Raw genomic sequence first — 12652 nt, 5'->3', positions numbered from 1 at the left:
GAAAGGCCTCAGGCAACCGCCGCGAGGTCTTTCTGATCTTTATGGCAAGGCAGCGGCACGACGCGCCGCGCCCCTGGCGTGATCAGGAGCGAGTTTCAGAAGCTCCGGTCCGGCCGTCAGTTGCCGCCCCGGCCCCTGCCTCCTCCCCCGCCTCTGCCCGTGGTTTCCGGTTTGTTGTTCTGCTCCTTCTCGCGGGCGAGTTCGACGAGATCGACGTTGCTCGAGAAGTCGCCGATCAGCCACTTGCAGAAGTAGTCGGCACGGATCCACTCGCAGTAGGGGCCGTCTTCTCCGTAGGAGTGCCGCTGCCCGGGGAAGATCATCATGTCAAAACGCTTGTTTGCTTTGATCAAGGCGTCCGCGAGCCGCATGGTGTTAGCAGGGTGGACGTTGTTGTCGCGGTCACCCGTAGTCAGCATCAGATGCCCCTTGAGGTTCTTGGCGAGTTCGGAGTTCTTGTCGATGGTAAACTCGAACGTTGTATTTCCATCCTTGTCGGTCACTTCTTTGATGCCGTGGTTTTTCTCACTCCAGGAGTTGTTGTAGACGTTGTTCTCGTGGTTGCCCGATTCAGACCATGCCACCTTGAAGAAGTCGGGAAACACGAGCATGGCTGCGGCGGACATGAATCCGCCTCCCGAATGCCCCCAGATCCCGACTTTATTGATGTCGATGAAAGAGAAGCGGTGCGCCAGTTGCTCAACGGCTGCCTTCTTATCCGCCAGGCCATAGTCGCGGAAGCTGATATCCTCGCCGTAGCTGTAGTTGTGATACCATTTGGAGCGCTGCGGGTTGCCGCCGCGGTTTCCAACCTCGATCACGATGAAACCGAACTGCGCCAGGAAAGTGCTGTAATTCCCCCGGGTGAAGGTCTTGGTCACACTCTCGGTTTGGGGACCGGGATAGACGTACAGGACGATCGGATATTTCTTGTTGGGATCAAAGTCAAACGGCTTGTACATGACACCGTAGATATCGGTGATGCCGTCGTCCGCCTTGACTTTGAAGGGTTCCGGGAACTTGTACCCGGCTTCCAGCAAGGGCTTGACGTCCGTCGTCTCGAGGTCCATCACCAGATTGCCGGCGTTATCGTATAGTACGGACCGGGGAGCGGCGTTGATCCGGGAGGAGTTGTCGACGAAGTACTTCGACGATTCGCACATATTTACGGCATGCGACGCGTCGCCTGGATTGAGCAGCTTCAAACCGGTGCCATCCAGGTTGACTCGATAGAGATGTGCGTAGTATGGATCCTCCCCCGGCTCACGGCCGACCGCGGTGAAGAAGAGTGTGCCGCTCTTTTCATCGACGCCCTGGACAGAGCCGCCCCCACCGCCACCGCCCCCACCCCCGCCGCCGGCCGATGTGCAGACGAACTCGCCCGATGTGATCTGGTTTTTCAGCGTTCCATCAATACCGTAGCGATAGAGGTGGCCCCAGCCATCCCGCTCCGACCACCAGATGAATTCCTGGCCGTTGTTGATGAGGCGCGGCGTCTGGGTCTCGATGTAGGTGTTTAATCGCTCTTCGACGAGCACCTTGGCATCGCCCGTGTCGGGATTCACCACACACACATCAAGCTTGTGCATGTCGCGGCTGATGCGGTTGAGGTAAACCTTGTCAGGCGCATCGGTGAACCAGGTCTGCTCGGTGCGATCGGGATTCTGCTCCCGGAACGAGGCGGTTACACGCGCAGAATAGACGGTCATGTTCTCGTCCTTCCAGGCGTCCGCCTTGACCTTTACGCGCGCCTTGGTATCACGGTCAAAGGCCAGGACTTCTTCCTGCGGCACGTCCGGTTCGCCGGGCATGGCATAGCGATAGGTCTCGAGCGTCGGGCGCGGATTGTCAAGTGTGTAGATTACCCAGAGATCTTTGACTTTCCTGTCGTCCCTGCGCGTGACGCAGAACTTCTTTGAGTCCTTGGACCATTGAGGGCTGATCGGGGCCGTGCGAGCATTTCCGCGCCCTTCACCCTGGCCCTGTTCTTGAGTGGTGGTGATTTCTTCCTGTTGTTGCTGCTGCTGTTGATCACCGCCTCTTCCGCCTCTTCCGCCGGCGAAGCTGTAATGCTCAACTCCATCGGTCGTAAGCTGGGTTTCGACGATCGAACTGTCGTTTGGGGTCTTCTTGGCCTTTTCGAAATTGACGTCGTCCATCATGTAAAGGTTGTGATTCCTGGCAAATATGATGGTCTTGCCGTCGGAAGAGACATTGGCCCATGCCGGTTTTCTTTCGGGATCCTTCCAATCTTCGAGCAACTGGACCTTTCCGGTTGCCAGGTCATATTCGAAATGAAGGGTCTTGGTTCTGGGCGGCGCCGCAGGCGCACCACCTCGTGCGCCCTGACCTCTCTGCCCCTGCGTTTGGCCTCTTTGGCCTGTCTGGCCCGTCTGATCGGTCTTTTGAGCTTGCTGATCGGTCTTTTGAGCTTGCTGTTCCACCTTCTTGGTTGTAACGATGTCGGCGTCCACCGGGACGGTGAACTGAAACTGGAAGGCGGTGTCTTTCTTTACGAACCGCTGTATTGTAGTGAAGGGGAGGTGCTGCGAGTCGTACGGTATGCGCGTGATCGTAGTGAGCATCGCAGCCATTTTGGCGTTGTCGAACAGCAGTGTCTTCGATTTTTTCGCAGGATCGACCAGGTAGAAGTTTCTCCCCTGCGGCGTCTGATAGGTGTACCAGAAGCGATCGCCGGTTTCGAGCCAGTGCGGCGTAACGGCGGTATCGAACACGAGTTTTTGAATCTTAGCCTGCGTCCACTTTGCGGCCAGATCATAGTTGGCCCGCGTGATGGCGGGATTATCCGCCGGCGCGCCGGGTTGCGGCCTGGCGGGAATCAATGGAATCAAGAGAACCAGGGCCATTAGCGCAAATAGGCCCTTCTGTTTGAGATGCCTATACTTAAGATGGTTAGACATGATCAATTCCTCCCCATGTTCGAGATGTCGGGTGTGTTATGTTCGTCAAGAAATGCCACTCAGAAAGAGATTATTCCAGTGGGGGCGAGGATATCTTTGTCCGGCGGATATGGCAAGCGAAACATGTCGAATAAGGAGTTCGCTGCGCCGGGTTCTCTGTTCCAATTCGATTGAAGAGCAATGGATTGACGCAAAGGGCGCAGAGGGTCGCAGAGGGCGCAGAGAGGTCGGATTTGAGGCTATCAAAGGCCTGCCTTCTCTGCTTCGCTCGGCATTCTCTGCGTTGAGCTGTTGAGGCTTGAGGTATTTTCCCCGCCCATGAGTGCGCTCGGGGGCCGTTGATTTTCCAAGGCGGCTTTGGTAGCGTCGGGCCCGACATGAGCAACGCAGCTGACACAGGATCAGCGAAAAGGGGAAGGCTCCCCCGTGATGCCGGAGTCGTCCTCCTCCTGGCTGGATTGTGCGCCGTCGCCTACCTGCCTTGCGTTAACAACGGCTTTATCTCGGACGACTTTGTCATTCTGGGGCGCCTGGATGCACTACAGCATGATTTCCTGTATCTGTTTTCCATCCCTCCCGAGTGCTTCCGGCTTACGAGTTACATCTTCTTTGGAATGCTCAGATTTCTCTTTGGATACCATCCGGCGTGGTACTATGCATTCAATTTGCTGCTTCATCTCATTAATTCCATTCTGATCTGGCAGCTTTTGACCCGGCTCATGCAATCGTCCCGGATCGGGCTGCTGGCCGCCGTGTTTTTCGCATCGATTCAAGGACATCAGGAAGCCGTGATGTGGCTGGCGGCAATGAATGAAACCCTGTTGGGACTCTGCCTGCTTGCCTGCCTGCTTCTTTGGGAAAGGGGACATGGCGCCTGGAGTTCCTTAGTGTTTCTTGCCGGCCTGTTTTCAAAGGAATCGGCACTGGCGCTGTTGGGGCTGTTGCCGTTGCTTGATTGGCGATCCAGAGGGCACGCTCTCTCTCGGCTTGGATATGCTCTCATCTTTACAATCTCTGCAGCATTCGCCGCCCTGTTTTATCGGCTTGCTGCCCATAACTTCATGCTTGGCACCGGCTCCTATTCGCTGGGCTGGCACGGTGTGCCTGTCCTCCTGCGAAGCATGCACCGGATGATGTTCCCCTGGGTCTATCTCGCCGTCATTCTTCATGTGGTCCGGCGGCGGGATTTGGCCGAACTTAAACCTGCCGGCTGGGGCTTGGGTTTTGCGGCGATCGCATTGGTCCCCTATGTTTTTCTTACCTATCAAGGCCACGTTACCAGTCGTCAGGAGTACATCGCGTCCATGGGAATTGTATGGGCCTTGGCCGTTCTGATTCATGGACTGGACAGTCAGGCACTGTGCAGGGCATTCGTGATCCTATTCGTTGCAGCCAATATCGGCTACATCTGGATCAAGGATAGGCAGTTTGAGCAAAGAGCCGCCCCTACCAATCGACTCATCGAACAGTTGCGGGCGCGCCGGCCCCAAAACCTTGCCATCGTCGGGTTTCCTGCCAACCCGTGGATAGCCAAAAACACGGCCAGAATGGTCCCGGGTTGGCAACCTGACATGATCCATGTAGATCCGCCCGCATCAGAGTGCGGTAGTTGTCCGGCATTGCACTGGGAGCCGCTGAAGGAAAGTTACGTTGAGTTCAACCGCAGGTAGAAGCGACTAACCATGCCTCCGTGGCTCCTTTGAATTTCGAAAGCCGGCAACGCTCCAGAGCGCCGCCTGGCGGCGTAACGGATTTACAGGGGCAACGACCGCCTCAACCCAGGAGGCGCACTGCGGTAAGGGCGTAGACGATGGTGCAGCGCCGCAAGGCGTCCAGATCGACGTATTCGTTCGGTCCGTGCGAGATCTCGAGCACTCCGGGGCCATAACCGTAGCCGGGGATGCCCTGGTTTGTGAAGAATCGCGTTTCCAGGATGCCGGGGCACAGTTCGAAGGCGGGCGGGATTCCAATGACGTCGGTGACCGTCCGGGCCAGAATCTTCCCCAACCGGGTCTCGGCAGGCGCGACCGCTGGTTCGCCTTCCTGAACAATCTCCACCTCGATGTCGAGGCCTTCTCTGCGGTGCCGTTCGAAAACCCGGTCCAATTCTTCCTTCGCCTGAGCCAGGTTCTCCTCGGGATTGATCCTCCGGTCGACAGAAAACCAGGCACTCTCGGGAACGGAATTGAAATTGGAGCCACTGCCCGATTCTCCTCCCAGCACCATCACCGAGGAACTTGCCTCGGGGGGATTCAACGGCAGCGAAGTGCGCCTTGCCACGATGGTGGGCTTTAAGGACAACAGTGAATTCAATACTGCCGCCATGCCCTCGAAAGCGTTGACGCCTTGGTGAGGCAGACCGACATGTGCCGTCTTGCCCTTGATGCGAACCCGCAAGGTGAGCGCTCCCCTGCATGCGTTCCAGACGACGCCGCTGGTCGGCTCCGGCATCAGCATTCCCAAGCCTGCCCGCGGCAGCAGCCCCGCTTGCGCCAGGTGGCGCATTCCCAGGCGACCGCCGGTTTCCTCATCGGGGACGAGTGTGAACGTGATCTTCTTCGAAAGTCTGACGGCGCACTCCTGAAGCGCCCGCAGGGCAAAAAGCATGGCTACAATTCCGCCCTTCATGTCGGAACTGCCGCGCCCGTAGAGACGGCCGTCGTGCTGCCGAGGCTGGAATTGGTCGGGAGATTGAGCGATGACGACGTCGTAATGGCCGTGAAAATGAAGGCCATCCTCGCCTTTGCCATAGGCGCCGATGATGGCATATCGGGGATGACTTTCGTGCGGGATGGACAGCATCTCGTGCTCGATCCCCCACGACTGCAGGAGCTTGGAAAGATACTCCACACACTCAAAGTACGACCGGCCGGGCGGATTCACCGTCGGTATGGCGATCAGTTCCGCAAGAGCACTCACGATTTTGTCGTGATGGGACGCGACATAGGCCGCGATTTGGGATTCCGTGTTCATGGGATGAGTGACAGACCCGAGTTACCTGCCGCCGGCTGCTGACTCGTTCTGTCGTCAATCATAGCTGTTCTTCCTCGTTGAATCGCCAGGTTCGTTCCCTCAACACTCTTCACGGTCGTCCATCACTGAGTGCAGCAACCGGAACGATCCTTGCGGCGCGGCGCGCCGGGATATAGCCGGCGAGCAACACAGACAGCGATACTACCACATAAGTGGCAGGAGGAAGGGTTTGTTCATTTGACGTCTTTCCCATGTTTGCATCGGAGAATTGCATGGATTTTTGTCAACACCCGCGTATCATTTGAGAATTCGTTGCCGGTAAAAAGCAAGAGCTGAACTGCAATCCGGAAATGGCTGCCTCTGAAGAAGTCAACGGATTCATTATGCTCTGCATCTTGCGTGGAGGATTCTCATGACAGCAACACAAACCAGGGCCGCGATGCTGTGCCTCCTCGCTCTCATGTTCTTGCCTGAGCACGTTCCCGCCATAGATCAGACTGCGCGGTCGGACCCACAGACCTCGAAGGTCGCGGATCCGTGGGGACCTTGCAGGTTTCTTTTGGGCGATTGGGTTGGAGTTGAAGGCTCGGGACAACCGGGAGAAGCGATTTCTGGGAGTACCTCCTTCGCGTTTGACCTCGGCGATAAAGTGCTGGTCCGCAGAAACCGCGCGGACTACGCCCCCAAGCAGGGGGAGAAAACAGGGATTTCCCATCAGGATCTGCTTATTATTTATCTGCCGCTGGGGGAGACGCAGCTCAAGGCTTTCTATATCGATAACGAGGGTCATGAAATCACATATCGGATCTCCTTCCCAAAGGATGGGGCTGCCGTCTTCGAGTCTGACGACTCCCCGAAAGCGCCTCGCTACCGTCTTGATTACCGGTTGAATCCTGATCGCACATTAACGATCACATTTTCGATTGCGATGCCCGGAAGCGAGTTCACCGTCTATACCAAGGGCACTGCACGGCGAAAGTGAAGTACCGGTGCCGGGTCCGGCAGATTTCATTTTCCCCAATTGCTCAACCTCAAGAAGCAGACGAGTTGGAAAATGGATTTCCCCGGATCCGACACTGAGTCGCAAATTAACAGGATCGCATGATTTATCTTCAGGCATCCACGCCGCACGCTCTGAAGGAAGCCGTCCCCGGGATCTCGCTGGAGGAAGCCCGCAAGATTGTGGGTGCCGTCCACCGCCAGGATTGCCTGCCCCGGTTCGTCGAGATGGTTCGCCGTAACAGCCTGGAAGCTGTGCGCGCTGCAGGCATCCTGCCCCGACTTGCCGTCAGAGCGGTGCATCCCAGCAGGATTGATCCCTTTGTGAGATACGCTTTTTTGACGCCAGACGGCCATGCCGTGGAGACCGTCAGGATTCCGTTGGAGCGAACCGGCAGGTTTTCGGTGTGCGTCAGTTCGCAAGCCGGATGTGGTTTCGGTTGCAGTTTTTGTGCCACGGGCAAAATGGGCTTGATCCGAAACCTGGAAGTCTGGGAAATCGTCGAGCAGGTGAGGGCGGTCCGGCGCGGGCTGGATCGGGCGCAGCTTCAGTGCGTGCACGGCGTCGTGTTTCAGGGTATGGGAGAGCCGCTGGCAAACGTCGAAAACGTGGTAAATGCAATTCGCGTACTCTGCGAGCCCTGTGCGCAGGCCATCGACAGTCGCTCGATTACGGTATGTACCGCCGGGCTCCCTGCCGGCATTCGCCGCCTCGCCAAAGAAGCCCCCAAAGTCCGGCTGGCGATCTCGATCGGGAGCGCGCGTCCCGAGGTGCGGCGTGCGCTGATGCCGATCGATCGGGTCCACCCTCTCGAAACGGTGCTCGACGCCGTCGCCGAACATGTTCGTGTCACGAGGCTGGCTCCGATGTGGGCGGTGACACCGCTGGCCGGCGTCAACGATAGCGAAGAGGATGCGCGCGCACTCGCCCGATGCGCCCGGAATTTCCAGCAGAAAACGGGGCTGCGGCCACAGATCCGTGTCATTCCCTACAACCCCATCAATGGACAGAATCCGCGAGAATATAAACGATCCGACGACGGGAGAGAACTGAGTTTTCGGCACATCCTCTTCGAAGAAGGATTCAGTGCGCGCAAGCGCTACAGCGGCGGTGCCGATGTCCAGGCCGCCTGCGGCCAACTTACGGGATCGGATCTGCAAAAGTCAAAAAATCCGGAGTTTGTCTGACTCCTGCAGATCCGGCCCCGATCTTTTTCCCGGCGCACCCGAAAAACCTTGACGCAAAGTTCGCTGAACTCGCAGAGCATTCTCGGCCCCGGTCCCACTCTCGCCGCTCTTCGCTACGCTGGGACCTCTCTGCGTTGAGTTTTTGATTTTCCGGAGTATTTTCTCAGCTGTTTTTGTCGATCTTGCTCCCAGGAGTAAGTAGTATATTGAGCGTTCAAAAATGACAGCAATCATAGAGAAGGGATTATGACCCTCAGTGACAATGCCGAATCGAGGACTCGATCTGCCCGCCCCGTCTTGAAAATAGCCTTGGTGTTGATCGTGGGGGCCGCGCTGGCCGGGGCCTACTATGGCTGGCGGTACTTTGCAGACAGGGAATCGACCGATGATGCCCAGATCGATGGCCACATCGTGCCGGTCGCGTCGCGCGTGGGTGGGACGGTGCTGGAGGTGAAGATCGACGATAACCAGTACACAGCGGCCGGGACACTCCTGGTGCAGATCGATTCAAAAGACTACGAGGTGGCGCTTGCACGCGAAGAAGCGAACCTGGCCGACGCCCAGGCGTCGCTGCAGGCGGCTCGCTCGGGAGTACCGATCGTCTCCACAACCACGGAGAGCCAGGTCTCGAGCGCTGCGGCCAGCCTGGAACGGATGCGCGCCGGTGCCACGGCTGCCGCAGGTGAGCTCGAAGCTGCCCGGTCGCGACTGACGACGGCTCAGGCGCGGCTGCGCGAGGCAACTGCCAACCGTGTGCGGCTGACACAGGATCTCGATCGCATGAAGAAACTGATCGTGAAGGACGAGATCTCGCGCCAGCAATATGATGCCGCTATCGCTCTGGAAGAGGGTGCCCGGGCCGGCGAAGACGCCGCCCGCTCGGCAATCTCGGAGGCTGAGCATGCGGTGGCTGTGGCTGACAGCCGTCTGGCGCAGGCAGACCGGTTGGTCGAGCAGGCTCACGCAGATGTGCACTCGGCAGAAACGGGGCCGGATCAGGTGGCAGTTACCAGGGCACGTGCAGCGGCAGCCGAGGCCAAGGTGAAGCTCGCCGAGGCTGCGGTTGAGCAAGCCCGCCTCAATCTGCAATACACGACAATCAGGAGCCCGGTGAGCGGCGTGGTCAGCAAAAAGAATGTCGAGCCCGGGCAGATTGTGCAGCCCGGGCAACCACTGCTGGCCCTGGTGCCGCTCGAAGACATCTGGGTGACCGCCAATTTCAAGGAAACGCAGTTGCACAGCATGCGTGCCGGCCAGCGGGTCAGCATCACGGTTGATGCCTACGGCAGAAAATTCTGGGGCCGCGTGGAAAGCATCGCAGCCGCTACCGGCGCGCGCTTCAGCCTCCTGCCACCGGAGAACGCCACCGGTAACTATGTGAAGGTGGTTCAGCGCATCCCGGTAAAAATCCTCTTTGACAAGGGGCAGGACCCGGAGCACCTGCTGCGGCCCGGCATGTCGGTCGTCCCCACCGTTTTCATGAAGTAGCGCCATGGATCGCATCCCTGAGGTCGCGCCCCCCTATGTCAATCCATGGCTGGTGTCCCTGTCGGTCATGATGGGCACCTTCATGGTGGTGTTGGATACCACCGTCGTCAACGTGTCGCTGCCCCACATTGCCGGCAGCCTTTCGGCCAGCATTGAAGAGTCGACCTGGGCCCTGACGTCCTACCTGGCGGCCAATGCCGTCATTCTGCCGCTCACCGGCTGGCTGGCAAACCACTTCGGGCGCAAGCGGCTCCTGATGATTTCCGTGGTCGGCTTCACGACGGCTTCGTTTCTCTGTGGCCTGGCGGTGAATCTGCCGATGCTGATCGTGTGCCGCATTGTTCAGGGCATGACCGGCGGCGTCATGCAGCCGATCTCCCAGGCGATCATGTTGGAGGCGTTTGCGCCGCGCGAACGCGGCAAGGCCATGGCCTTCTTTGGCGTCGGGATCGTGGTCGCACCGATTCTCGGTCCGGTCCTCGGCGGGTGGCTGACCGACACCTATTCGTGGCGATGGATTTTTTACATCAACATCCCCTTCGGTGCGCTCTCCCTGTTCATGACTTCATCCTTCATTTTCGATCCCCGCTACATCCGGCGCGGCACGGCGCGTATCGATTATTGGGGGATCGGGCTGCTGGCGGTGGGGATCGGGGCATTGCAGATCGGCTTGGACAAGGGGCAGCAGGAGGACTGGTTTTCGTCGAACTGGATCACGGCGCTGCTGGTAACGGCGGTCATGGTCCTGCCGCTGCTCGTCATCCGCGAGCTGCGCGTGCGCAATCCGGTGATCGATCTGCACGTTTTCAGGGAGCGTACCTACAGCACGGGCGTGGTGCTGATGACACTGATGGGGTTCGTTTTGTATGGAAGCCTGGTCCTGCTTCCCATCCTACTGCAGACGCTCATGGGGTATCCGCCGCTCGAGGCCGGGATTGCCATGGCGCCGCGCGGAGTAGGCTCACTGCTTGCCATGCCGCTGGTGGGGATCATGATGGCAAGGATCGATCCGCGCAAGCTGCTGATGGTGGGATACATGGTCGGGGGCTTCTCTCTCTTCTGGTTTGCCCGGATCAGCCTCGAGGCCGGTTACTGGAATATTTTCTGGCCGCAGCTGGTCCAAGGGATAGGGCTTGGCTTGCTTTTCGTGCCGCTGGCGACGGTCACGATGGACCGGATTCCCAAGGAGAAAATGGGGAATGCTACGAGCCTGTTCAACCTGATGCGCAACATCGGCGGAAGCACAGGGATCGCCGTCATCGGGACCATACTTACGCGCCAACAGCAGGTTCACACCAATGTTCTCGGTGCTCGGATCAATCCCTATGATATGGACTCCCAGATCATGGTCCAGAGGATGAAGACGATGTTTCTGGGGCAGGGGGCGGACGCAGTCACGGCTACGAAGCGCACCTATGCGGCACTGTTCGGCATGACCCAACAGCAGGCCGGCATCCTGTCGTTCAACGATGCCTTCAGGTTGCTCGGCCTCATCTTCGTCCTGCTCACTCCTCTTGTGCTCCTGATGCGGCGCCCCGGCACCGGCCACCATCCGCCCCCCGCGCCTCCGGACTAGCCGCCTCGCTCCGGAAATATCGGCCTCAAACATCCGACCACCCTCCCCAAGAGGGTATTGGAAGCAGGACCCATGGGGTCATTTTCATCGTGGAAGGTGCGGCGCTCCGGGGCAGGGGGGATTGCTCCGAAGGCGCAACCATGAGATTCGCAAAAAACATCAAGGATTTTTGGTGTATTTCGTGGGTTTCGTGGTTATCATGGCGACGCGGCAAGCCAATAATTGCGTTAATTAATTAACTGCCATGGTACTCATTCCTGCCAAGATGGGTCGTATCAACAAGCGGGCCCTGCTGGGACGCTTGCAGCGAATCGGCCAGGCCTCACGGGCTGACCTGGCCAAGTCGCTTGGGCTGAGTCAGCCGACGGCGGGCAAGATCGCCGACGAGTTGCTCCGTCTGGACGTACTGGAGGAGCTCGACGAGAAAACCGCCGCCGTCCTCACAGGTGCGCGCGCAGCGGACACACGTGGGAAAGTTGGACGCCCGGGACGAATCCTGCGCTTGAACCGGAGCAGGCCGCGTTTTCTGGCAATCCAGTTGGGCGTGAGCGAAACGAATTTGGCAGCGGTGCCGGTAGGGGTCGACGCCGAGGATCGTTGGACGGTGCAGGTGACAACTCCCGCTTCGGCGGAGGGTTGGGTTCATCAGCTCAAGGCTGCGGCTGCGAAAATCCCGCAGAATGAGTTCTGGGGTGTGATGGTCAGCGTGCCCGGCATCGTGGATGAACCGGAGGCGCGGGTATTGTTCTCCCCGAACCTGCACTGGACGGAGGCGGTGGACCTCCCCAAGCTGGTTCAACAGGTTTGGCCGTCAAACGTGGTACTGGTGCAGGAGGAGCGCGCCCTGGCGTTGGGCCACCAGAGTGTCGATGACAACGAGGAGGACTTTCTGCTCGTGGATTTTGGCGAGGGGGTCGGGGGCGCGGCCATCGTGGCCGGGAAACTCTATACCAGCCCCCTGCCGCTCAGTGGTGAGTTGGGGCACACTCCCGTGCTCGACAACCTGCGCAAGTGCGGCTGCGGTGCAGTGGGCTGCATCGAAACCCTGGTCTCGGTACGCGGCCTGCTGCAGAGTTTCTCAATCTCCCACCGTGGGGCTCGCCTCACCTGGGAATCCCTCTGCAGAGCGATCGAGAACAATGGTGTTCCCCGCTGGTTGACGGAGACGCTGAATGCGACCGCGGTGGTAATTGCCGGGGCGCTCAATGTGCTGGGACTCCGCCGGGTCATTATCACGGGGACGCTGACGGAGCTGCCGGCCGCAGTAATGGACCATCTCACGCGCGCCATCGTCATGGGTGCGATGTGGGCCCGCTTCGGCGAACTGGAAGTCGAGAGCGCGCCGCGGCGCCGCACCGCCGGATTGGTGGCAGTAGGAATTGATCGGCTGGTGCTGCCGATGGAAACAGATGTCAGGATGGAAGATGTGGCGTCAACCGCCGCGGTGCCTCACAGGGCTCTGCGTGGTTGGCTGAGCTATAACGAGTGATAACGGGAAAATGACCAT

General features: G+C 58.8%; 8 protein-coding genes. 6 read left to right on the top strand and 2 right to left on the bottom strand.

All coding sequences use genetic code 11. From position 1 onward, the window contains the following. Window positions 1-116 precede the first annotated feature (116 nt). On the bottom strand, window positions 117-2867 hold the full coding sequence (locus LAP85_13855) for a DPP IV N-terminal domain-containing protein (GenBank protein MBZ5497481.1): 2751 nt from the start codon (window positions 2865-2867) through the stop codon (window positions 117-119). 431 nt (window positions 2868-3298) lie between these two features. Here LAP85_13855 and LAP85_13850 point away from each other — a divergent pair, with 431 nt between their 5' ends. Beyond that, window positions 3299-4591 carry a hypothetical protein gene (locus LAP85_13850; protein MBZ5497480.1) on the top strand — a complete coding sequence of 431 codons (1293 nt, stop codon included), beginning with the start codon at window positions 3299-3301 and terminating at the stop codon, window positions 4589-4591. A gap of 103 nt (window positions 4592-4694) precedes the next feature. Here LAP85_13850 and LAP85_13845 read toward each other — a convergent pair whose 3' ends face one another. Beyond that, window positions 4695-5894, bottom strand: a complete 1200-nt coding sequence (locus LAP85_13845; GenBank protein MBZ5497479.1) for an ArgE/DapE family deacylase — start codon at window positions 5892-5894, stop codon at window positions 4695-4697. 412 nt (window positions 5895-6306) lie between these two features. Between LAP85_13845 and LAP85_13840 the strand changes: the two genes are divergently transcribed. The 5 genes from LAP85_13840 (at window position 6307) to LAP85_13820 (ending at window position 12634) form a co-directional block, all read left to right on the top strand. Then, window positions 6307-6876: a hypothetical protein gene (locus LAP85_13840; GenBank protein ID MBZ5497478.1), complete on the top strand. Its 570-nt coding sequence runs from the start codon at window positions 6307-6309 to the stop codon at window positions 6874-6876. Between the two features lie 119 nt (window positions 6877-6995). Beyond that, window positions 6996-8081 carry a radical SAM protein gene (locus tag LAP85_13835; GenBank protein MBZ5497477.1) on the top strand — a complete coding sequence of 362 codons (1086 nt, stop codon included), beginning with the start codon at window positions 6996-6998 and terminating at the stop codon, window positions 8079-8081. Window positions 8082-8327: 246 nt separating this feature from the next. Further along, a complete protein-coding gene (locus tag LAP85_13830) occupies window positions 8328-9569 on the top strand; it encodes an HlyD family secretion protein (GenBank protein ID MBZ5497476.1) in 1242 nt (413 codons plus the stop codon). A gap of 4 nt (window positions 9570-9573) precedes the next feature. Beyond that, on the top strand, window positions 9574-11145 hold the full coding sequence (locus tag LAP85_13825) for a DHA2 family efflux MFS transporter permease subunit (GenBank protein MBZ5497475.1): 1572 nt from the start codon (window positions 9574-9576) through the stop codon (window positions 11143-11145). 244 nt (window positions 11146-11389) lie between these two features. Then, window positions 11390-12634 (top strand): ROK family protein, encoded by a 1245-nt coding sequence (locus LAP85_13820; GenBank protein MBZ5497474.1) that lies wholly within the window; start codon window positions 11390-11392, stop codon window positions 12632-12634. Window positions 12635-12652 lie beyond the last annotated feature (18 nt).

Source organism: Terriglobia bacterium (assembly GCA_020072565.1).
Taxonomy (GTDB): Bacteria; Acidobacteriota; UBA6911; order UBA6911; family UBA6911; genus JAFNAG01.
The sequence above is the reverse complement of the archived record's forward strand: the minus strand, read 5'-3'. Positions and strand labels throughout refer to the sequence as shown.

Excerpts from the sequence above, each read along its gene's own strand:
- LAP85_13855 (MBZ5497481.1), bottom strand. The coding sequence starts at position 2,867 with ATGGCCCTGGTTCTCTTGATTCCATTGATTCCCGCCAGGCCGCAACCC.
- LAP85_13850 (MBZ5497480.1), top strand. The coding sequence starts at position 3,299 with ATGAGCAACGCAGCTGACACAGGATCAGCGAAAAGGGGAAGGCTCCCC.
- LAP85_13845 (MBZ5497479.1), bottom strand. The coding sequence starts at position 5,894 with ATGAACACGGAATCCCAAATCGCGGCCTATGTCGCGTCCCATCACGAC.
- LAP85_13840 (MBZ5497478.1), top strand. The coding sequence starts at position 6,307 with ATGACAGCAACACAAACCAGGGCCGCGATGCTGTGCCTCCTCGCTCTC.
- LAP85_13835 (MBZ5497477.1), top strand. The coding sequence starts at position 6,996 with ATGATTTATCTTCAGGCATCCACGCCGCACGCTCTGAAGGAAGCCGTC.
- LAP85_13830 (MBZ5497476.1), top strand. The coding sequence starts at position 8,328 with ATGACCCTCAGTGACAATGCCGAATCGAGGACTCGATCTGCCCGCCCC.
- LAP85_13825 (MBZ5497475.1), top strand. The coding sequence starts at position 9,574 with ATGGATCGCATCCCTGAGGTCGCGCCCCCCTATGTCAATCCATGGCTG.
- LAP85_13820 (MBZ5497474.1), top strand. The coding sequence starts at position 11,390 with ATGGTACTCATTCCTGCCAAGATGGGTCGTATCAACAAGCGGGCCCTG.